Source organism: Polaribacter staleyi, assembly GCF_038024045.1.
Taxonomy (GTDB): Bacteria; Bacteroidota; Bacteroidia; order Flavobacteriales; family Flavobacteriaceae; genus Polaribacter; species Polaribacter butkevichii.
In genome coordinates this window covers 3280327-3304701 of the sequence record NZ_CP150665.1, presented here as the reverse complement: position 1 = coordinate 3304701, position 24375 = coordinate 3280327, and the positions used below count along the sequence as shown (strand labels likewise).

Here is a 24375-nt window from a genome sequence, read left to right as displayed (position 1 = left end):
ACAGTTAGTTTTTTATTTAGAAACGTCCTCCTCCACGATTACCACCTCTACCTCTATTTTGAAAATTCTGTCTTAATTCTTCCATTTTCTTAGTTACGGTTTTAGTATATTTTTCTCTCGTAATTTTTTTACCTTTAGACGGCGCTTCTATAGCTGCTTTTTCTGAAGGATTTAATACAATTTCTGTACATAAAACAGTAGTAGTTCCTTCATTTATTTCTAAAATTAAGCCAGGTAACCCCCAATATTCTCCAGGTCCGTTACTAACAGGTATTTGTGGTGTATACCAAGCAGTTACTAAAACTTGTTTTACTTCTTTTTTCTTTTCTGTATCTTCTTGCTCTTTTTTATCGTCCTCTTTTCTAGGTCTTCTAAAGTTAGAAAAGTCTAAAGGATTTGCATCTTTAAGTAAGGTTGCTTTATAACAAAGGTAATTACCAATTTGCTTTGTTTCTGCAGCCAATTCCCATTGTGGTTGTTCCATCTCATCAGATACTAAAAACTTTTTTCCAAAAAACTCAGTAGCTTCTAAAGCAACTTTATCTTTTGTGTTTTTATATTTTGTTCCTCCGCTAGAAAAACCACCAAACCTTGGTCCTCTATCACCTCCGGTAGTTGGTGCTGCTAATTTTGCATCTTCTTTGTAAAGAGATGAACTTTTATCAAAACTTAAAATAAATGTTTTCTCTAGCTGAGATTTCATTCTGTCTTGAATCTGTTTTTTTCGTGCTTCAGTAAGTTGTTGTCCACCTCTAGCAAAGTTGTTTAAATCTATAGATGTTTTAGACATATAAATTGCTTTTCCTTGAAAATCTTGCTGCCCAAAAGTAATTATTGAAACAAGTGTTAGAATAAATGTAAATAGTGTTTTCATGTATTTATGTTTAGTTTTCTGTAAATAAATCTGTTTTATACCTATTTATGACTAAAAAAAAACCTGAAAGTTTAATTTCGAAAAAAAATAAAAAATATTTACAGACAATATAAAGTGTTAAGATGCTTTTTTTTGATTTTAAATTAGAGTCTTAGATACATTCTATTTATTATTTTCACTATTTTAGCACCACTTTTAATCTTATTAGAATTTAATTTATGCACGTTGCAATTGCAGGAAACATTGGTGCTGGTAAAACCACACTAACCAAATTATTAGCCAAACATTTTAAATGGAAACCTCACTTTGAGTCTGTTGATGAAAATCCGTATTTAGATGATTTTTACACAGAAATGGAACGTTGGTCTTTTAATTTACAAGTCTATTTTTTAAATAGTCGTTTTCGTCAGATTTTAGAACTGAGAGAATCTGGTAAAAATATTATTCAGGATAGAACGATTTATGAAGACGCCCATATTTTTGCTCCGAATTTGCACGCCATGGGATTAATGACCAATAGAGACTATGGCAATTATAGTTCTTTATTTGAATTAATGGAAAATTTGGTAACACCACCAGACTTATTAATTTACTTACGTGCAGACATTTCTACCTTGGTAGGTCAAATTCATAAACGCGGTAGAGATTATGAAAACTCTATTAGCATCGATTATTTAAGTAGATTAAATGAGCGTTATGAAGCTTGGATATCTACATATACAAAAGGTAAATTATTAGTAATTGATGTTGATAATCTTGATTTTGTAGACAATCAAGAAGACTTAGGATACATTATAGATAGAATAGATGCTCAAATAAATGGGTTATTTTAAAAGTATCATTTTTTATAAAAAATAAAAGAGACCGTTTTCACGGTCTCTTTCTTTTTGTGATAAATCACAGATGATAGATTGTCCCCCAACATTCTATCAAGGTTTTAAAAAAATCAATTAACAATCTCTATTTGATTGTCAACTATATCTTTTATTGGTAATATTACTTTTCCTTTTTTTGTAATTAGTATAACACAAATATTGTCTATTACCGCAACAACACCTTCTATACCATTTACAATAACCTTATCTCCTTCTTGTATATTTTTTCTTGTATAATAACCAAATAATAATCTTTTTATAACATCTCTAGACCCTAGACCAAAAGCAATAGTAAACGATGCTAAAATGGCTCCCAAAATTATAGATAAATTACTTGTAATTAAATCTGTATTAACACCAGCTTGGTTTAAAGCCGTTACAGTAACTACAATTGCAATTAGATAAAAGGCAATATTACCCACCAAATTTCCTCCTGTTAACTCTAACGATTTAAACATAGAAAATAGGGCTTTCTTTACCAAGTTAGCAACATAAATACCTATTGCAAAAATGATAAGTGCACTAATTAGTTTTGGTAAATATGCTATTAAACCACTTAATTGTTCAGAAACCATTCTTAAACCTAATAACTCTGATCCAACAATTATAAAAACGAGGATTAAAACCCACTTAATAGCAGTTATAATTATTTTTGTAGGTTGAATTTTTAATGAAGATTCTCCAAAAATTTCATCAACATTTAATTTTTCTGGTAAGCTATCTATTTTAGTAAAACCTAATGCTTTTTTAATAATATACAGTAGAAATTTTATCAATAACCAACCAATTATTAAAAAACCAATTCCTTTTAATAATTGTGGTAAAAAATCTAAAAAGTTATTCCAAAGTTTTTCTAAAAAACTAAGATCTATGTCAGATTGCAGTGCTAGTAGTAGTTTATTTGTCATTTATTTTAGCTTTTATTATTCGAGTTATTGTTACCGTTGTTCAACAAGTCTCCAATTGTATTCGGATATTTGACTAAAAATAAATCTGCAATATCTAAGGTAAGTTTAATCATACCAATATCACTTAAAACTTTTTCTTTAAGAACTTCAGGCACACTATGGTGGTGTATAATTCTTTTAAAAGGATTGTTCATAACTATAACTCTTCATAGGTTCTTACAAGTTTTTGTTTCGCTCTTTTAATTCTCATTTTAACAGCGCTTTCACCAATATTTAAAGATTCTTTAATTTCTTTAATGGTCATATCATCTTGATATTTCATTAAAAGAATCATCTTTTCTGTTGGATCAATTAAAGCCAATGCTTTTGCCAATTTTTCTGATTTTAACTCAAATAGAGTTGCATCATCAATTTCTTGCAAACCATCATCTTCTTTTATATTATCTGTAACAACCGTAACTTTTTCTTTCTTCTTAAAATCGTTTCTTTGTACATAATTTACACAGAAATTATACGTAAAAGAATACAACCAAGTAGAAAACTTAGAGTTACCTTTAAAGGTCTTTATTTTTACAAATAACCTGATAAAAACGTCATGTGTTAAATCTTCTGCTTCTTCCTTATTTTTAGAAAAACCATAACACTTATTATAAACAACTTTAGAAAACCTATCATATAAAACAGCAAACAAATGTGTATTGTTTGTTTCTACTATTTTAAAGACTAGCTCCTCGTCACTTAAATTTTTTACATCTATCGTTTTCAACTCAGTTATTTTTATGACACAAAGAAACCCGATAAGTCACAATTAAAATAAATAAAAAGTTGACCCGCTCTTTTATATCGGTGAACGGTAAGAAACCTTCTTTAAAAAAAATAGCCCTAATTAGAGTTATCCTCAGACTATAAAACAGGTGTAAAACTTAGTCTGCCTATGTAAGTAAATACTTATTAAAGAAGGAAACTAATCGTTTTTAAAATTTATAATTCCAAATTCTCTCTTATCTATTTACCTTTTAACGAGACTAATAATTATAGATTTAAAATTTATAAACACTAAAAAAATTAAAATGATAAAAAAAACAATTCTTTTTGTAACATTTTATAATGTTCTTACGTATAATAAATTGTAGCAATACATTAATCCTTTAAAAAGTCATAGAGAATTAGATGAGACAACTTAAAATTACCAAGCAGGTTACTAATAGAGAAACTGCATCATTAGATAAATATTTACAAGAAATAGGTAAGGTAGATTTAATTACCGCTGATGAAGAAGTAGAATTGGCACAACTTATTAAAGCTGGAGACCAAAGAGCTTTAGAAAAATTAACAAAAGCCAATTTAAGATTTGTTGTATCTGTTGCAAAACAATACCAAAATCAAGGATTAACATTACCAGATTTAATAAACGAAGGAAACTTAGGTTTAATTAAAGCTGCAAAACGTTTTGATGAAACTCGTGGTTTTAAATTTATCTCTTATGCCGTTTGGTGGATTCGTCAATCAATCTTACAAGCCTTAGCAGAACAATCTAGAATTGTACGTTTACCGTTAAATAAAATTGGTTCTATCAATAAAATTAACAAAATGTACGCTTTCTTAGAGCAAGAAAATGAGCGCCCACCAAGTGCCGAAGAAATTGCTAAGAAATTAGACATGACTGTTAATGACGTAAAAGAATCTATGAAAAATTCTGGACGTCACGTATCTATGGACGCTCCTTTAATTGAAGGTGAAGATTCTAACTTATACGATGTATTAAACTCAGGAGAATCTCCAAACCCAGATAGAAAATTATTACACGAATCTTTACGTATCGAGATAAACAGAGCCTTAGAAACGCTAACGCCACGTGAAGCAGATGTTGTAAAATTATACTTTGGTTTAGGTGAACACCAACCAATGACTTTAGAAGAAATTGGTGAAACTTTCGATTTAACTCGTGAGCGTGTTCGTCAAATTAAAGAAAAAGCAATTAGAAGATTAAAACACACTTCTAGATCTAAAATTTTAATGACATACTTAGGTTAATGGTCACAAACCATTTTAAGTATCTTACTCAGGCTGAATTCAAAGCCTAAATATTTTCACAAAAACTCTCAAATTTATTTTTGGGAGTTTTTTTATACACGTCATTACAAGGCACAATCTTGTCTTTTCGACGAAGGAGAAATCACATAAAGCTTCTTCATTTTTTTTGAAGCTATTTCCCGCTTTCCGTTATATCTTTTTATAGCTGTCATTGCAAAGTTTACTTTTTTGTAAACTGTGGCAATAAAAAGGATGCCACTTCAATCGGGGCTAACCTTGTTTGCCTAATTTATGACTTTAAATAAGTCTAGATTTTTATTGAAGCTTGTACTGAACTAGATTCAGTATTCATCAATGGAAAAGAAAAAGAGATAAAACAAACAGACAGATTATTTTATCCTCAATAATTTATACAAATCAACTACTAGAAAAATATCAAATATCACTATCGACCTACTTTTAATTTTTTGTAGAAATTCAAATTGTAAGGAACGGCAAGCATCCAAAGAACGCAGTGGTCTGGATGCGATAGTGGAATACAATGTAGAATTCTAAAAAATTAAAATCAGTCTAGATTTTTGTTGAAGCTTGTGCTGAACTTGATTCAGTATTCATCAATGGAAAAGAAAATGAGATAAAACAGACAGAAAGATTATTTTATTTATCGTAATCATCAATTAAATTTAACACAAAAAAGGATGCCGTTTAATAAGGGCTAAACCTATTTATATGCTTTTCTTTTTACCACAAATTCTATATTTTCTATGTAACTATGTGGTCGAATTTTATAATAAATTATTGTTATATTTTTAAGAGATTGCTTCGTTCGTCGCAATGACAATTTAATTACCTTTGCAAAATTAAATAACAACACAACAACAAATAAATGAGTAATTTACTTGCACCTTCAATTTTAGCAGCAGATTTTGCTAACTTACAAAGAGACGTAGAAATGGTAAACAATAGTGAAGCAGATTGGTTTCATATTGATATTATGGACGGCGTTTTTGTACCTAACATTTCTTTTGGAATGCCTGTTTTAAAAGCGATTACTAAACACGCTAAAAAAACGATTGATGTACATTTAATGATTGTAAACCCAGACCAATACATACAAACATTTGCAGATTTAGGCGCAGATATTTTAACTGTACATTATGAAGCTTGTACACACTTACACAGAACAATTCAAGCAATTAAAGCAGCAGGAATGAAGGCCGGAGTTGCTTTAAACCCACATACACCAATTGCTGTTTTAGAAGATATTATAGAAGATTTAGACGTAGTATGTATCATGAGTGTAAACCCTGGTTTTGGCGGGCAATCTTTTATAGAAAATACGTACAAAAAAGTAAGTCAATTAAAACATTTAATAGAGTTTACAGAATCTGAATGTCTAATTGAAATTGACGGAGGAGTTACTTCTTACAATGCAAATGCATTAATAGAAGCCGGAGCAAATGTTTTAGTGGCAGGTAGCTTTGTTTTTGGAGCTGATAATCCTACACAAACTATTGCGGACTTAAAAAAGACGATTGAATAATTGTTATATACAGTTGTAGACATAGAAACCACAGGAAATGGATATAAAGGTTCTAAAATAACCGAAATATCCATTTTTCTTTTTGATGGAAAAGTAATTGTAGATGAGTTTACTACTTTGGTAAACCCAGAACAAAATATTCCTGCATTTATAACCAATCTTACAGGTATTACAAATGCCATGGTAAGAAACGCACCTAAGTTTTACGAAATTGCAAAAAAAGTAGCAGAAATAACCAAAGACACTATTTTTGTTGCGCATAATGTAAACTTCGATTACAACATTATTCAAGAAGAATTTAAAAACTTAGGATTCAATTTTAAAAGAAAAAAGCTCTGTACCGTACGTTTATCAAGAAAAATTATTCCCGGTTTAAGTTCTTATAGCTTAGGAAACATTTGTACCATAGAAAACATACCTATAAACGGAAGACACCGAGCTAAAGGTGATGCAGAAGCTACCACAGAATTGTTTAGAAGATTAATAGAAAGAGATGATAATTTTACCATCAATTCTTTTTTAAATCCGAAATCTAGACAAGCAACCTTACCGCCTCTTTTAGACAAAAAAACAGTAGATAATTTACCCGAAACTTTTGGCGTTTATTATTTTAAAAACATAGAAAAAGAAATTATCTATGTGGGTAAAGCTAATAATATAAAGCAACGTGTCATCAGTCATTTTTATGACAAAAAGAAAAAAGAGCAAACCATGTGTATGGAAACTTCCGACATTTCTTTTACAAAAACCGGCAGCGAATTGCTAGCTCTTTTACATGAATCGGCAGAAATAAAACATCTATATCCAAAATTTAATAGAGCACAAAGACGATCTAGCGAAGCAATTGGCTTGTTTTCTTACGAAGATCAAAAAGGAATAATACATCTGGCTTATAATCGTTTAAAATTGGCACCAAACCCAATAATGAAATATTATTCTGTTGCAGAAGTAAGAAATCACTTAGAAATTCTTTGTAAAGAGTTTGAATTATGCCCTAAATATTGTCATTTACAAACCAACGTTTCTAGTTGTTTTCATTATCAATTAAAAGAATGTAAAGGTGTTTGTTCTGGCAAAGAAGCGGTACAAGATTATAATGTTCGTGTAAAAGAAGCTATTAAATCTGTAGGAATTGGTGCAGAAAATTTAGTTATCAAAGAAAAAGGAAGAACTAAAGATGAAATTGGTTTTGCGCTAATTTTAGATGGTATTTATCAAGGTTTTGGGTATGTAGACTTTCATCAATCTAAACAATTAGAAAACCCAGAAGATTACCAATTTTTTGTAGCTCCTAAAAAAGATAATCGAGATATTCAACGGATAATATCTAGTTACTTAAATAAAAAAGAGGCCTAAAAAAAAGCCTCTTTCTTACTAACCAACCAATATAAAAACCACTATAATTTCGCTACCAAATACTTTACTAAATCCCTTGTAGTAACTATTCCTACTAACTCAGAATCTTCAACTACTGGTAATGCGTGAAATCCTTTATTTGTAAGCAATTCTGCGGCATCTTTTATAGATGTATATGGCGGAATTGCTGTAATATTTTTATCCATAACCTGATTGATCGTAAATGTATTATGTACAAAACTATCAACAGACGTTTTATCTTCGTTTAAACTAGAATCACTAACCTTTTGTATATCAGAATAGCTTAGCATTCCTATAATTTCTCTACCACGAACTACAGGAATATGTTTTATTTTATTTTCAATAAACATTTTTTCCGCAGTTACTAAATCACCATCAACACTTAAAGTTACTAAATTAGTTGCCATAATTGTTGATATCGGTTCGTCTCTTCTCATAATATGGAGTTTTATAATCGTAGTACAAATTTCTAAATAAAACACACTCTAAAAGATGACTTATGTCAGTTTTACAAAAATTTAACTTATCTTTAAGGAAAAGCAAAAAAATATGCGAAATACAAAAATAAAAACAGCTAATGGTTTGGTATATCTACCAAACAGAAAGTAAACTTAATTTATTGATTAACATTAAATAAATCTCTTTCAAATTAAATTGTACTATTTTTGTATCTTAAAAGACTAGCGTACAACACTAATATTCTTAGCATACTATTATAAATTTATAAACAATATTAATGAAGACACTTATTAGATAAAAATAAATATCAGTAAATTATGAAACCCCTTACCCCCTTATTTAAATTAAAATTATTTTTTAGTTTATCATGCTCTGCTATCTCAAAAAAAAACAAACCTCGTTTTAAATTTACCTCTTTTGTTTTAATTGCTTTTTTTTCATTGTCAATATCTACTTTTGGGCAAGCAACAGAATCGATAACCAACTCTAGTTCTCAATCAATTATTGATAATACAAATTTTGACAAAACCTTTGTTTTATCAAACAGTGGTTCTATAGAAAAGGTAACAATAACTTTAAGACTAGACCATAGCTATAGAGGTGATTTAGAAATTACGTTAACCTCTCCTAGCGGAACAACAATCAATTTAACTTTTGATAATGGGGGCACAAGAAACAACCTCTACGCAACTTTTGATGATGCAGCAACTAACACCATTGGAAATGACAATACTAATCATATAAGTTCTAGTATTGTGCTACGTAAACCAGATCAAGCCTTAAGTGCTTTTATTGGAGAAAATGCTGCAGGTACTTGGACTTTAAATATTGCAGATGATGCAGGCGTAGACGAAGGTACTTTTAATTCAGCCACTATAAATGTAACTACAGTAGATACAGATAATGATGGTATTGCTGATCTTATTGATTTAGATGATGATAATGATGGTATTTTAGATGCAGAAGAAAACATAGAATGTACCGGTAGTTTAAATTACGAATTTTATAATGCTGCTCCTAGCGGTAATACTGTAGATAACATTCCTACAACAGGAGCTACTGGCGTGGGTACAGTTTCAAATTTTAATGTAACAGCCCTACAGACAATTGTTACACCAAGTGATGCCAATACCTACAGTATAAGATATACAGGTTTTATAAAAATTCCCACAACAGACACCTACACTTTTTACTTAAATTCAGACGATGGGGCTAAAGTATATATTGATGGAAATGAAGCCGTAAGTTACGATGGTTTACACGCTGCAAGCGGCCCTAAAGTAGGGACTCCTATTTTACTAAATGCCGGAGGTCATACCATTGAAGTACTCTTTTTTGAATATTATGGACAACACTCATTAAATGTTGAATACGCAAGCACTTCTTCACCAACAAGTGTACCCATTCCGTTTAGCAATTTATCTCCAGGTAATTGCGATAGTGACGGAGATAGCATACCTAACTCATTAGATTTAGACTCAGACAACGACGGAATCCCTGATAACATTGAAGGACAAACTACAAGAGATTACAAAGAACCTTCTGGAAACGATGCTGATAATGATGGTTTAGATGATGCTTACGACGCTAATTTAAGCGGCAGTGCAAATTCTTTTGGAATAACACCTGTAAATACAGATGCTACTGCAACAACCGGAGCGGATACTGTACCAGATTATTTAGATTTAGATTCGGATGGTGACACTATTTTTGACATTGCAGAATCTGGTTCTGGTCTTACAAACACCGCAGGTAGAACAAATGGAATTGTAGGCACAAACGGACTAGACAATACTTTAGATACTGCCGATGACTACACCGATATAAATGGTAGTTTTGACAACACACAAACAGACAATTTTACAGATGTAGATACAGATGTATTAACTTTTGGAGATGTAGATTATAGAGATATTACAGAAGACTGAATCGCAATGATTACTCAAGTATATCAATCTGGTTCAGATAAATGGATAGAAATAACCAATATCCATAACACAAATAATATCGCTGCAAACAGCATAAAAGTACAATTATACAATTCAAAATCAGGAGATCAAACGGGAACAAATCCAGATGCAACTTATACTGTTAATACTATTTTAACCCCAGGACAATCTGTTTTACTAGGTAATTTAAATAATGTAATTACAAACATCAACAGTAGTGCACTTCGTTTAAATGATACAAACATCACCAATTTTGCTGGTGCAGACGATATTATTACATTATCATCTAGCAATGATGCTAATTCATATAAACATAGATATGACATTATTGAAGCATTTACAGACAACACTTCTTATGTTAGAATTGATGAAACAACAGCACCCAATACCACTTACACCACTAATGAATGGGTTGCATTTATAGACGATAACATCGATGCTTATCAAGCTGGATATGGAGGAGATATTTCTAGCACTAAAAGACACCCTCAAGACCCGTTAATTTCTGAAATAGAAGATTCAAATACGCAAGCAAATACTTTGTTAGGTTTACATCAAATTGAAGAAACAACTACAAATGCAAATAATACTTGGGACAATGGTTTCCCAGACAGATCGCGTTACGTTGTAATTGATGAAAACTACAATCATGCTACCAGCGTGTTAAGCGCTCGAAAATTAGCGGTAAATACGGGTACCGAATTAACAATAACAGATACATTATTAGTAGTTACAAATGATATTGTATTAAACGGAGACATTCGTTTATCGGGAGCTAGTGCTCAATTAGTACAAACACATGCTAATTCGAGTACAGTAACAGGAAGAGGTAAATTATTTATAGACCAAGATTCTAAAGTAACAAGTTTTTATCGCTACAACTATATGAGCTCACCAGTTACTAATACTCCTGATGCTACAACTCCTATTATTTACAACGACTATTACACGCTAGAAGAAGTACTTAAAGATGGTACTACGATTAACGATCCTAAAGAAATTACTTTTGTTTCTGGATATGATGGTTCATATGTTGGCGGAGTTCTTAAACTAGCAGATTACTGGGTGTACACCTACGCTACAGCTAGTAACGGAAGATCTAATTGGGAACATAAATACAAGAACGGAACCATCAAAAGAGGAGATGGTTTTATCTTTAAAGGTCCCGGACAAGAGCAAAACTATACTTTTGTTGGTACACCTAACGATGGTCTTTTCCAATCAGAAAATCAAATTGACACAGGAGAAGCTTATTTAATAGGAAATCCTTTTCCGTCTGCAATAAATGCTAGAAAATTTATAGACGATAATATAAACGCAACCACCGGAACGCTATACTTTTGGCAACATGTAGGTGAAGATAACGGAACGGGAACAACCGGACATAACTTTGGGGGCTATATTGGGGGCTACGCTTCTCTAAATAAAGCCGCAGCCACTAATGCATATATTGCAAACCCAACAGGTGCTGTATTATATACACTTCAAGCAGAAGATGCAGCATACACAGGAACCTCTATTACAAATGGACCTACAACCGGAATCTCATTAAATGAAACGGATTATCTTAATTTTTCTAATATCTCTAGCGGTGTAGATACCTTAAAAATAACCTACGCCTCTGTAGCTACTAAAAATTTAAAAATCAAAGTTAATAATGTAGAAAAAGGTGAAATTACCTTTACAGGCACTAGTAATAATTATACCGAAAAAGAAATTGCATTATGTATAGAAGCTGGTAGCTCACTTACACTAACATCTACCAATGATGGAAATAGTATTAAAATAGACCAAATAGTATTTAAAGATAATGATGGCCAATTAGCATGTATCCCTAACACCGGAGGCAGCACATATGAAAACGATTATAAAGATCCAGAACCTTATATTGCTGTTGGTCAAGGATTCTTTGTTGTAGGCGGAACCACTAAAAAAGAAATTGTATTTAACAACAGCCAAAGGGCATACGTTACAGAAAAGTCTGGACAATCTGTCTTTTTTAAGAGTAAAAAGAAAACACTTAAAAAATCGCCAACGAATGAATTGCCTATTTTAAAACTAGGTATGAACTACGCCAATGCCGTTGGAAGTAATTTTCATCGTCAAATTGCCATCTCTTTTGATAAAGCAAACTCGTTTGCATACGAAAATGGATTTGATTCTAAAATGTACGATGTTAATGCTACGGACTTCTATTGGAAATTTAATGGCGATACTAACAAATACGTAATTGCCGGAGTACAAGAAATTTCTGATGCTTTAGAAGTACCATTAGAAGTTGTAGTAAGTAAAAACAGTGTTATTACCATGGTTATTGATGATGTAACAAACATTAGCCGAAACATATACATCAAAGACAAGCTTACAGGTAAAACGCAGCAAATAAACAACAACAGTGCTAGTTATCAATTAAAAACAGGTACCTACACAGACAGATTTGTATTAGCTTTTACACCCTCAGACACTTCTCTTAGCTTAGAAAATGATATTTTAGCGAGACAAACAACTATATTTGCCGACAATAAAAATCATAACATTGTAATTTCTAAAAATCAAGAAATACACATCAACAAAGTAATGTTATTTGATCTGCTTGGTAAAGAAATAAGTATTTGGAATCTTAAAGAACAAAAAGAAACCTACCAATTAAACATCAAAAAACAAATACCAACGGGTATTTACATTGTAAAAATGAAGACCGACAAAGGAACTATCAATAAAAAAGTTGTTATCGAATAATACACACCTGCGTTATTGCAAACGCTCAGGCTACTAAATTAAAAACAATTTTAAACCCCAATTAAAAGAAATAAACCTCTTTTAACTGGGGTTTTACTTTGCTGCAATACTTAAAACCTGTTTATTTTTAGTTTCTAAAAAAAAACGACAACGTAAATGATAACATAAAATTGTTGTTGTTCTTTTCTAAAGACAGCAATCCTTAAAAATTTACAAAACGCAAACCCAGTACTTTTTATATTTTTTTCAAAAGAAGAAACAACAAACCAAATACAAAAACCACCCAAAAACACTAACTACCAACACATTAACAAATCCAAAAAGCAAACTAAAACCATTACTTACAAAAATAATTTCGAGAAGTATAGAAACATCAAAAAAGTATGAAAAATCATTTTTTTTTTGTAAATTAGTCAAAAAAAAGCTATATTATTCATTTACAAGCATCTAACTATTAGTGTTTTGTAAATAATAATTACTACTTTTGCATTCTTAAAAATTTCTTACATGATGAAACATCTAAAAGAAACGAAATTATTTGGGGAAATAATTCGTTTCAAATTAGTAGGCCTTGGCTTTTACTTGCTATTTTGTAAAATAGCATCAATATTAAAATTAAAAAAAGTTTCGCGCCTTTTACTACCCATTCTCTTACTTCTAGCATTTCAAAATGCGCTAGGACAACAATCATCTTCTGTAACCTATACTAGTGGAGATATACCAACGTCTCGTTTAAGCGTTACAGATTGTGCTAGTTATAGTTATCTACAGTTATTTATACCTGCAGGAGCAACTGTAACAAGTACAAATGTTTCCTACAACATGACATCTCTAAATGGAAGTACTAAAGCGCAACAGTATTCTTATATCTATCATCAAGAAACAAACACATCAGAACCTTTTTACGCATTAGGACAAGGCATTACAGGAGGTACTCAAAACTACAACAGAACAATAAATATTGCTAACGGAGTGAGCAGTACAGGAGTATTAACCTTTTTAATTGTTCCTCGTAGAAATTCTAACATTGGTGGGTGTGATACTACATATGCTAAAGTAGATAACAACACATGGAAAATAACTGTTAATTATATAGAAGCTTTTGATCAGTGTGATGCACCAAACTCTGGAAATGTAGATACAGATGAAGATAACATTTCAGATATATGTGATGAAGATGATGATAACGATGGTATTTCTGATGAAGAAGAACGCAATCAAGTAGATTGTACTACTAAAGTTTCACCTTCATTTGGAGTAATTAATGGACCATTTTCTTACAACGGATCTAATGTTGCGACTCCAACAGTTGGAGATCAATTTATATATAATGATGTTTATACTGGAGTAGATGCTATTGTAACAATTGTTTCATCTACAGATACATCAATAGTAATGTTAGATGTACCAGGAACTACAGCAGGTGTAGATAATAATTTTCAACCACAAATTCAGCATGCTAGTCCCACTAGCTTTACAGAGTTTAAAATAGATTTTGTTGTTGCAGACACTAATATTCCTGCACCCGAAACAACATATATAGTAACAACTATAGATAATGATTTAAATGAATTTGTAACCTATAAAGATGGCTATTCTGATAATTTACAAACAGACACACCAAATAAACTAAATACTTATACTGGTCAACCAGCTAATGTAGGAGGTTTTAGTAAAGGATATATAAGTGATGGTACTCTTGGAGCAGATATAGCAGCAGATAAACCAGAATATCAAATAACAAGTATCTATGCACTTAGTTCATCTGTAAGCATCAGATTTGGAGACGCTAGATCTAACACCTCTTACCATTCAGTATCGATGAGCCCATGTTTACCTACTATTAATTGGTCTACAACTCCTCTATTCTACGAAAACATAGATACAGATAGAGACGGCATCCCTAATCACCTAGATTCAGACTCAGATAACGATGGTTGTTCTGATGCAGATGAAGCATATTATGAACCACTTAATAACCCTGGCGCAGACACAGACAACAACGGATATTACGGATCAGGAACACCTGCTGTAGACCCTTCTACTGGTAGAGTAAGTGCAGCTGCTTACGGCACACCAAATGCATATTACATAAATAATAGAGTTAATACCTGTGAAGACAATGACAATGATGGCGTTACAGATTATGACGATTTAGACGATGATAATGACGGTATTTTAGATACCGATGAAGGTTATTCAATAACTCCCGGACAACCAGTTTGTACAGATTCAACTCAATTAAATTTTAATCAAGCATTTACAGAAGAATCTGGAGACGGAAACATTGCTACTTTTTTACAAGGAGAAGTATTTAGATTTCCAAATGTAACTACAGGTATCGATGCTTTAGTAACTATTATAGAGTTAAATAATACAACGATACCTATATTAGATGACAATAGTGTTGGAAACAACCTTGCTTTTCAACCAAAATCATCATTTAGCTTAACCAATACAGGAGACCAAGCATGGACAGAATATAAGTTTGAATTTGTAAATACCGGAACAACAACACCTACAAATGTTACTAAGTTTTTTGCTAATTTTAACGATGTAGATGGTGGTGCTAATTACGGAGAACAAAACTGGTCTCAATTACCTGTAGACTATTCTGTAAATAACCCAACAGAATTAACCATAACACATCCAGGTTCTTGGATTGTAGCTACATCAGGTTATACAGAATACCCATCTGTAACCCACGATTACCCACAAGTAAACTATTCTACAGAACATAGCGGCTCTTCTTATATTATAAGATTAGGTGCTGTAGCTAGAGTAGACGGGGCCACAGCAACAGGCAGACAACATCAGGTAGAATTTAAATGTACTAGCAATTACGTAAATCCAGACACAATTACAATTCTAGATACAGATGGAGACGGTATACCAAACCACTATGATTTAGATAGTGATAATGATGGTTGTCCGGATGCTATAGAAGGTGCAGGAAGTTATGATTATGACGATATTGATGCTCGTTACACTCGTTTAAAAGCAGGTGTAAATGTACAAGGTATTCCTAATAACGGAACTTCACAAACCGTAGGAACTTCTACAAATAAAGATGTACAATCAGATATTTGTAGCCCTTGTAATTCAGGAAATCCTAAATTTCAAGATTTTGACGGAGATGGTATTGGTAATATTTGCGATAATGATGATGATAACGACGGGATTCCTGATGGTGGAAAAGACTTTGAATATGAAAAAACAATTATTATTCCGGGTGAGTGTACAGAAACGCAAGTAGAATGGTTGCATAATAATGATACCAATGACACAGGTTATGACAAACAAAGTGATTATGCTACTTTTGATAATACAGGAAGTTGGAGACCAGGGTATTCACTATTAAGCAGCCCTAACTTCACAAATGCAGATGATATTGTTTTTGGAGGTGGATTAGATGAGGCGTCTTATAATACCTCTTCTACTTACATAATAGGAGGAGTTGATAAAACTACTTTCGAGGAAGCAAAAACAAATAATGATTATGTACAATTGGCTTACACACCTGCTGTAGATATGAACTTAGGTTTTGTACGTCTTGGTTTTTCAACACCAGATAATGGTAATTCTTTATTAAACTTAGGCAAATTCTTTGTTACTTTAGAAATGTCTACAGACGCTAACTTTGCCACTTCTGATGTTTTGTATTATGATGGTCATGTAGGTAAAATAGAACTTGACCAATACCTAACTTTAGGTCATCAATATGATATCGACTTAGAGGCAGGTACAAAATACTATTATCGTTTTTACATCTATAACGAAAACAACACTTATAAAGATAACAACGTTGTTCGTTTTGATGATGTTAAATTTCAACACCGTATTAATTGTCAATCAGATAATGATACAATGCCTAATTATCGTGATGTAGATTCTGATAACGATGGTTGTCCGGATGCATTAGAAGGAAGCGGAACTTATAGTCATACAGATATTGATACAGACCCAAGTAGCGCAACTTTTGGAATGCTTAAAACAACTGTAGATACAACAGATAAAGAAAGTGATACTTACGGAGTTCCAGGTGGAATAACACAAACTATAGGTACTTCTCAAAACGCAGCAATACAAAGTCCTGCATGTTATATAGCAGCTTATAATGATATCAATCAAACGCCACAAGACATTCCTGTTAATGGAGCCTTATTAACGAATGATGAAAATATAGCAAGTGTAACAACTGTAAAAATAGGTACCACTGATTATACAGTTCCTCCAGAAACAGGTGGAACCCCAGGAAGTGTAACTATTACAAATGTACCTGGTGTAGATAAAGACAATAATACTGTTGCAAATGCAGGTACAATTATTATAAGATCAGACGGAACGTACACCTTTACCCCTGCTGCAGGTTTTACAGGAATTATTAACCCAATTACCTATACAGGAGAAGGTACAAATGGTGCTACAGACACCGCCTCTTTAACTATTAAAGTAATACCTACATTGCTACCAGGTAATAATCCGCCAACGGCGCAAAACGATGTAAGTACAACAGAGGTAAACACCACTATAAATTCTACAATTCTTACTAACGATTCTGACCCTGATGGAGACACCCTTACAGTTACAGAAGGAACTATTGGTGGTACTACATTATCAATAGGAACAGCTACTCCTGTTTCTGGTAAAGATAAAGATGGTAATACCGTTACAAATGCGGGTACTGTTACATTAAATGCTAATGGAACTTATATTTTTGTTCCTACTACTGACTTTACTGGAACTGTTGACGATATAACGTACACAATAACAGATCCTGACGGAGCAACAGATACTGCTATTCTTAGTATAGATGTTATTAACAACTACGGTACTAGTGCCAATGAGGTTAATACTACAGAGAAAGATACAACTTTAAGCTCTTCAGTTACTCTTAGCTCTGATCCTGATGAAATTACAGAAGCGACTATTGGTGGTAGTTCTTTTACTTTAGGAACTCCTAAACAAGTTTCTGGTACAGATAAAGATGGTAATACCGTTACAAATGCGGGTACCGTTACAATAAATGAAGATGGAACTTATGTTTTTGATCCTGAACCAACTTTTGTAGGTACAATAGATGATATTACGTACACCTATTCTGATCCAGCTTTTGACAATCCAAGTAACACTGATTATGACCCAGATGTAAATGCTATTCTTAGCTTAAAAGTTATAGACAAAGTAGGTAACAATACCTTTGCAAATGATGATGCCAATGCTGCTCCGCAAGCAACATCTATGACAGGAAACATCATCACCAATGATTTTGATCCTGAATTAGATACTCAAACATTTTCTTCTGCTTCGGTTTCTATTATAATTGGTGGTACGCCAACAACAATTACAATTAATCCTGGTACTTCAACAACCATTCCAGGTGTGGGAGAATTGACAATAAATGCAGACGGTTCTTATACTTTCAATCCACTATCTAACTTTGTAGGAACACTACCTGTTACTTACATAATTAATGATAACGGAACAACAGTTGCTAGTGATGAGGCTACCTTGTACTTAACAACTTTAGACAGTAATAATATAGAGACAGAAAACGACATTAATCAAACACCTATAGACACTCCAGCAATTGGTAATGTTTTAACAAATGACAGTGATCCTGATGGTGGAGATATTGATGTTTCTCAAATAGATACAGATGGAGATGGTACACCTGATACAACACCAGTAGCAGGTACTCCAATCAATACTCCAAATGGTAGTATAACAATAGACCCAGAAACTGGTGCATATACCTTTACACCAACTACAGGTTTTACTGGCACAGAAACAATTACCTACCAAGTCTGTGATGATGATACTCCACAGGTTTGTGGAACTGCCGTATTAACAATTGTTGTTATTCCAACTATAATCGTTGATGGTACTAACAATCCACCAATTGCTCAGAATGACACCAATGGTGTTGAAGCAGGGGAAACAGTTACTTCAACTATTTTAAGCAATGATTCAGATACTGATGGTGATACCTTAACCGTAAGCGGAGCAACAGGTTTAACGGCAACGGCTACCACTGTTACATTAACAACAACTCCACAAGATGTTTATGATGCTAATGGAAATTTAACTGGACAAGCAAGTTTAGTTGCCGGACAAGTTGTATTTACTGCAAACAGTACTTTTATAGGGCAAGTTCCTATAGAATACACAATTAGTGATGGTAATAGTGGTACAGATACTGCTACATTAATAATTACAGTAGACCCTGCCAGTGCAACAGACAATGATGTATATGCAAATGATGACGCTAGTACAGGCGTGCAAAACATAGTACAAACAGATAATGTATTAACAAATGATACCAACCCAGACGCAATTGGAACACCAGTAGTTACTGCTGCTGCAACTACCACTGGTCCATTAACTGTAGATGGTACTACTCTAAATACACTTACAAGTGGAGGAACATTGGTGATTGCTAATGATGGTACCTATACTTATACTCCTGCAAATGGGTTTGTGGGTACAGAAGTAGTTACTTACCAAGTTTGTGATAATGGAACGCCTCAAGCTTGTGATGACGCTACCTTGTACTTAACAACTTTAGACAGTAACAATATAGAGACAGAAAACGACATTAATCAAACACCTATAGACACTCCAGCAATTGGTAATGTTTTAACAAATGATAGTGATCCTGATGGTGGAGATATTGATGTTTCTCAAATAGATACAAATGGAGATGGTATACCAGATGCAACACCAGTAGCAGGTAATCCAATCAATACTCCAAATGGTAGTATTACAATAGACCCAGAAACTGGTGCATATACCTTTACGCCAACTACAGGTTTTACAGGGACAGAAACAATTACTTATATAGCTTGTGATGACGATACTCCTAACACTTGTGAAACAGCAACATTAACAATTGTTGTTATTCCAACTCCATTAGTAAGTAGTAACAATCCACCAATTGCTCAGAATGACACCAATGGTGTTGAAGCAGGGGAAACAGTTACTTCAACTATTTTAAGCAATGATTCAGATACTGATGGTGATACCTTAACCGTAAGCGGAGCAACAGGTTTAACGGCAACGGCTACCACTGTTACATTAACAACAACTCCACAAGATGTTTATGATGCTAATGGAAATTTAACTGGACAAGCAAGTTTAGTTGCCGGACAAGTTGTATTTACTGCAAACAGTACTTTTATAGGGCAAGTTCCTATAGAATACACAATTAGTGATGGTAATAGTGGTACAGATACTGCTACATTAATAATTACAGTAGACCCTGCCAGTGCAACAGACAATGATGTATATGCAAATGATGACGCTAGTACAGGCGTGCAAAACATAGTACAAACAGATAATGTATTAACAAATGATACCAACCCAGACGCAATTGGAACACCAGTAGTTACTGCTGCTGCAACTACCACTGGTCCATTAACTGTAGATGGTACTACTCTAAATACACTTACAAGTGGAGGAACATTGGTGATTGCTAATGATGGTACCTATACTTATACTCCTGCAAATGGGTTTGTGGGTACAGAAGTAGTTACTTACCAAGTTTGTGATAATGGAACGCCTCAAGCTTGTGATGACGCTACCTTGTACTTAACAACTTTAGACAGTAACAATATAGAGACAGAAAACGACATTAATCAAACACCTATAGACACTCCAGCAATTGGTAATGTTTTAACAAATGATAGTGATCCTGATGGTGGAGATATTGATGTTTCTCAAATAGATACAAATGGAGATGGTATACCAGATGCAACACCAGTAGCAGGTAATCCAATCAATACTCCAAATGGTAGTATTACAATAGACCCAGAAACTGGTGCATATACCTTTACGCCAACTACAGGTTTTACAGGGACAGAAACAATTACTTATATAGCTTGTGATGACGATACTCCTAACACTTGTGAAACAGCAACATTAACAATTGTTGTTATTCCAACTCCATTAGTAAGTAGTAACAATCCACCAATTGCTCAGAATGACACCAATGGTGTTGAAGCAGGGGAAACAGTTACTTCAACTATTTTAAGCAATGATTCAGATACTGATGGTGATACCTTAACCGTAAGCGGAGCAACAGGTTTAACGGCAACGGCTACCACTGTTACATTAACAACAACTCCACAAGATGTTTATGATGCTAATGGAAATTTAACTGGACAAGCAAGTTTAGTTGCCGGACAAGTTGTATTTACTGCAAACAGTACTTTTATAGGGCAAGTTCCTATAGAATACACAATTAGTGATGGTAATAGTGGTACAGATACTGCTACATTAATAATTACAGTAGACCCTGCCAGTGCAACAGACAATGATGTATATGCAAATGATGACGCTAGTACAGGCGTGCAAAACATAGTACAAACAGATAATGTATTAACAAATGATACCAACCCAGACGCAATTGGAACACCAGTAGTTACTGCTGCTGCAACTACCACTGGTCCATTAACTGTAGATGGTACTACTCTAAATACACTTACAAGTGGAGGAACATTAGTGATTGCTAATGATGGTACCTATACTTATACTCCTGCAAATGGGTTTGTGGGTACAGAAGTAGTTACTTACCAAGTTTGTGATAATGGAACGCCTCAAGCTTGTGACAATGCAACACTGTACTTAACAACTATTCCTAATATTATTCCGGCAGACGCTATGATTACCCAAGTATATCTGTTCGGTGATGAAAAATGGATAGAAATTACCAATATTGGAACAACAATTATACCTGCCAATACAATTTTAGTACAGTTGTACAAAAATAAAACAGGAAGTCAAACTGGTATCGTACCAGATGTTAATAGTATGGTAGAAACATCATTGAATGCAGGTGAATCTGTGTTGTTTAAAACTACTTCAATTTCCACTATAACAAATCTAGGAACTACAAATATTCAAGAAGATGATGCACTAACAGATATTAAGGATGGTAATGATATTATTACCCTTTCTAATACCACTGGACTTTCTTCTTGGGCTAATAGATACGATGTAGCTTCTAATATAGTTGATAATACTTCAGTGGTAAGAATTGATGAAAGGCTAACACCTAATAAAGATTATACAGCCTCTGAATGGGTTGTTTTTATAGATGATGCTATAGCACCTTATCAATCTGGAACAGGAGGAGATGTTGGCGGTATTGAAAGACACCCTCAAGACCCATTAATTTCTGAAATAAAGAATTCTGACCAACAAGCCAATACGCTATTAGGTTTACATCGAATTAATAAAACAATTAGAGAAAATGATGATTGGAATAATGGTTTTCCAGACAGGTCTCGTTATGTTGTTATAGACCAATACTACAATCATACAGGCAGCAGACTAAGCGCTAGAAAATTAGAAGTTAACTCAGGTAAAGAATTAAGAGTAACAGATAATTTATTAGTGGTTACAAATAGCATTGTCTTAGACGGAAACATTCGATTATCAGGACCTACTAGTCAATTAGTACAAACACATACTAATTCGACTACAGTTACAGGTGGAGGAAAATTATTTATAGACCAAAAACCTCATGTAAACAGTAAATATCGTTACAATTATATGAGCTCACCGGTTACTAACACCCTTGACACACCACCAACTCCTACGTCTAGTACTCTCGACTACTACACGCTAGAAAAAGTACTTAAAGACGGTACTACCCCTAACGATCCCAAAGAAATTACTTTTGCTCCTGGATATGATGGTTCTTACATTGGTGGAGTTCTTAAACTAGCAGATTACTGGGTGTATACCTATGCTCCAGGTAGTAATGGAAGATCTAATTGGGAACACAAATATAAAGCTGGAGAAATAGATAGAGGTGATGGTTTTATTTTTAAAGGACCTGATAAGATACAAAACTACACATTTGCAGGTACGCCTAATGATGGTCTTTTTTATTCAAAAAACGAAATTGATAATGAAGAATCCTATTTAATTGGTAATCCTTTTCCTTCTGCAATGAATGCTAGAAAGTTTATAAACGATAATATAAGCACAACCTCTGGAACCCTATATTTTTGGCAACATGTTGGAGAAAATAATGGAAATGGAACAGCCGGACATAATTATGGTGGCTATATTGGTGGCTACGCTTCTCTAAATAAAACAACATCTGTAAGTGCATATAGTGCAGGTACTACAGGCCCTGTAACCATCACCTTACAAGCTGAAGATGCTGAATACACAGGAGAGCTAACCTCTATTACCCCAACAACGGGAGTCTCATTAGATGCAACAGATTATCTTAAATTTTCTAATATTTCTAGTGGAATTGATATCTTAGAAATAACTTATGCTGCTGTTGCTGATAAAACCTTAAAAATTAAGGTGAATGGTGCAGATAGAGGAGAAATAAACTTTACATCTAATAGCAATAGTTATACTATAAAAACAATTGATTTATGCCTAGAAGCAGGTAGTGACATAACACTAACATCTACCAATGATGGCAATAGTATTAAAATTGACCAAATAGTATTTAAAGATGAAGATGGACAATTATCATGTAGTCCTAATACTGGAGGCAGCGCTTATGAAGAAGATTACAAAGATCCACAACCTTATATTGCAGTTGGTCAAGGGTTCTTTGTTGTAGGAGAAGGTATTAAAAAGGAAATTAAATTCAATAACAGCCAAAGAGCATACGTTACAGAAGAGTCTGGGCAATCTTACCTTTTCAAAAGTAAAAAGAAGACACTTAAGAAATCGCCTTCTAACGACTTACCTATTTTAAAACTAGGTATGAATTATGCCAATTCTGTAGGGAGCAATTTTCATCGTCAAATTGCCATCTCTTTTGACAAAGCAAACTCTTTTGCTTACGAGAATGGATTTGATTCTAAAATGTACGACGTAAATCCTACGGACTTTTATTGGAAATTTGCTAACGACGTTAACAAATACGTAATTGCAGGAGTACAAGAAATCTCTGATGATTTAGAGGTACCATTAGAAGTTGTGGTAAGTAAAAATAGTGTTATTACCATTGTTATTGATGATATTACAAATATCAGCCAAGATATATACATCAAAGACAAGTATACAGGTAAAACGCAGCAGATAAACAACACTAGTGCTAGTTATCAATTAAAAACAGGTACCTACACAGATAGGTTTGTATTAGCTTTTGTACCATCAGACACTTCTCTTAGCTTAGAAGATGATATTTTAGCTAAACAAACAAGTATATTTGCTGACAATAAAAATCATAATATTGTGATTTCTAAAAATCAAGAAATACACATTAATAATGTAACGTTATTTGATTTACTAGGTAAAGAAATAAGTCTTTGGAATATTAAAGAACAAAAAGAAACTTACCAGTTAAACATCAAAAAACAAATACCAACAGGTATTTACATTGTAAAAATGAAAACTGACAAAGGAACCATCAATAAAAAAATTGTTATTGAATAAATAGCACTTTTTATTTTGGTTGATTCAAAATAGAAAAATAATTATTAGATTAAAACCAGTGAATTAATTTTCACTGGTTTTTTTTATGAATTTAAACGAACAATCTGTTGGAGGAATTCGCTTTAGTAAAACAGACAGTATTCAATATTACACTTCTTTCTCCTCTTAACGTATAAGATTAGAAACATTTATATTTTAATAA

General features: G+C 33.0%; 12 protein-coding genes. 7 read left to right on the top strand and 5 right to left on the bottom strand.

The window, feature by feature from the left end:
* Nucleotides 1-16: 16 nt before the first annotated feature.
* The gene (locus WHD07_RS13715; protein ID WP_343328861.1) at nucleotides 17-874 is read right to left on the bottom strand and encodes a GLPGLI family protein; all 858 of its coding nucleotides are present in this window, start codon (nucleotides 872-874) and stop codon (nucleotides 17-19) included.
* Nucleotides 875-1092: 218 nt separating this feature from the next.
* Between WHD07_RS13715 and WHD07_RS13710 the strand changes: the two genes are divergently transcribed.
* Nucleotides 1093-1707: a deoxynucleoside kinase gene (locus tag WHD07_RS13710; RefSeq protein ID WP_343328860.1), complete on the top strand. Its 615-nt coding sequence runs from the start codon at nucleotides 1093-1095 to the stop codon at nucleotides 1705-1707.
* A 113-nt stretch (nucleotides 1708-1820) separates the two neighbouring features.
* Here the strand turns inward: WHD07_RS13710 and WHD07_RS13705 are convergent, their stop codons facing one another.
* The 3 genes from WHD07_RS13705 to WHD07_RS13695 are packed head-to-tail and all read right to left on the bottom strand — an operon-like array spanning nucleotide 1821 to nucleotide 3423.
* The gene (locus tag WHD07_RS13705; RefSeq protein WP_343328859.1) at nucleotides 1821-2657 is read right to left on the bottom strand and encodes a mechanosensitive ion channel family protein; all 837 of its coding nucleotides are present in this window, start codon (nucleotides 2655-2657) and stop codon (nucleotides 1821-1823) included.
* A 5-nt stretch (nucleotides 2658-2662) separates the two neighbouring features.
* Nucleotides 2663-2851 carry a hypothetical protein gene (locus WHD07_RS13700; RefSeq protein ID WP_343328858.1) on the bottom strand — a complete coding sequence of 63 codons (189 nt, stop codon included), beginning with the start codon at nucleotides 2849-2851 and terminating at the stop codon, nucleotides 2663-2665.
* A 2-nt stretch (nucleotides 2852-2853) separates the two neighbouring features.
* A complete protein-coding gene (locus WHD07_RS13695) occupies nucleotides 2854-3423 on the bottom strand; it encodes a sigma-70 family RNA polymerase sigma factor (RefSeq protein ID WP_343328857.1) in 570 nt (189 codons plus the stop codon).
* A gap of 404 nt (nucleotides 3424-3827) precedes the next feature.
* Between WHD07_RS13695 and WHD07_RS13690 the strand changes: the two genes are divergently transcribed.
* From WHD07_RS13690 to WHD07_RS13680, 3 genes are all read left to right on the top strand, one after another.
* Entirely contained in the window at nucleotides 3828-4691 is an 864-nt protein-coding gene (locus tag WHD07_RS13690) for a sigma-70 family RNA polymerase sigma factor (protein ID WP_036827110.1), read from the top strand.
* 886 nt (nucleotides 4692-5577) lie between these two features.
* Nucleotides 5578-6234, top strand: a complete 657-nt coding sequence (rpe, locus tag WHD07_RS13685; RefSeq protein ID WP_343328856.1) for a ribulose-phosphate 3-epimerase — start codon at nucleotides 5578-5580, stop codon at nucleotides 6232-6234.
* On the top strand, nucleotides 6235-7590 hold the full coding sequence (locus WHD07_RS13680) for an exonuclease domain-containing protein (RefSeq protein ID WP_343328855.1): 1356 nt from the start codon (nucleotides 6235-6237) through the stop codon (nucleotides 7588-7590). It begins immediately after the preceding gene.
* 41 nt (nucleotides 7591-7631) lie between these two features.
* Here the strand turns inward: WHD07_RS13680 and WHD07_RS13675 are convergent, their stop codons facing one another.
* Nucleotides 7632-8048, bottom strand: coding sequence for a CBS domain-containing protein (locus WHD07_RS13675; RefSeq protein WP_343328854.1), 417 nt, complete (start codon nucleotides 8046-8048; stop codon nucleotides 7632-7634).
* Between the two features lie 462 nt (nucleotides 8049-8510).
* Here WHD07_RS13675 and WHD07_RS13670 point away from each other — a divergent pair, with 462 nt between their 5' ends.
* The 3 genes from WHD07_RS13670 (at nucleotide 8511) to WHD07_RS13660 (ending at nucleotide 24173) form a co-directional block, all read left to right on the top strand.
* A complete protein-coding gene (locus WHD07_RS13670) occupies nucleotides 8511-9998 on the top strand; it encodes a proprotein convertase P-domain-containing protein (protein ID WP_343328853.1) in 1488 nt (495 codons plus the stop codon).
* Between the two features lie 6 nt (nucleotides 9999-10004).
* Nucleotides 10005-12758 (top strand): T9SS type A sorting domain-containing protein, encoded by a 2754-nt coding sequence (locus WHD07_RS13665; RefSeq protein ID WP_343328852.1) that lies wholly within the window; start codon nucleotides 10005-10007, stop codon nucleotides 12756-12758.
* Between the two features lie 507 nt (nucleotides 12759-13265).
* The gene (locus tag WHD07_RS13660) at nucleotides 13266-24173 is read left to right on the top strand and encodes an Ig-like domain-containing protein (RefSeq protein WP_343328851.1); all 10908 of its coding nucleotides are present in this window, start codon (nucleotides 13266-13268) and stop codon (nucleotides 24171-24173) included.
* Nucleotides 24174-24375 lie beyond the last annotated feature (202 nt).

Bases quoted from the DNA above. Each gene is read 5' to 3' on its own strand.
- WHD07_RS13660 (WP_343328851.1), top strand. From the start codon at position 13,266: ATGATGAAACATCTAAAAGAAACGAAATTATTTGGGGAAATAATTCGT.
- WHD07_RS13710 (WP_343328860.1), top strand. From the start codon at position 1,093: ATGCACGTTGCAATTGCAGGAAACATTGGTGCTGGTAAAACCACACTA.
- WHD07_RS13675 (WP_343328854.1), bottom strand. From the start codon at position 8,048: ATGAGAAGAGACGAACCGATATCAACAATTATGGCAACTAATTTAGTA.
- WHD07_RS13715 (WP_343328861.1), bottom strand. From the start codon at position 874: ATGAAAACACTATTTACATTTATTCTAACACTTGTTTCAATAATTACT.
- WHD07_RS13665 (WP_343328852.1), top strand. From the start codon at position 10,005: ATGATTACTCAAGTATATCAATCTGGTTCAGATAAATGGATAGAAATA.
- rpe (WP_343328856.1), top strand. From the start codon at position 5,578: ATGAGTAATTTACTTGCACCTTCAATTTTAGCAGCAGATTTTGCTAAC.
- WHD07_RS13705 (WP_343328859.1), bottom strand. From the start codon at position 2,657: ATGACAAATAAACTACTACTAGCACTGCAATCTGACATAGATCTTAGT.
- WHD07_RS13700 (WP_343328858.1), bottom strand. From the start codon at position 2,851: ATGAACAATCCTTTTAAAAGAATTATACACCACCATAGTGTGCCTGAA.
- WHD07_RS13690 (WP_036827110.1), top strand. From the start codon at position 3,828: ATGAGACAACTTAAAATTACCAAGCAGGTTACTAATAGAGAAACTGCA.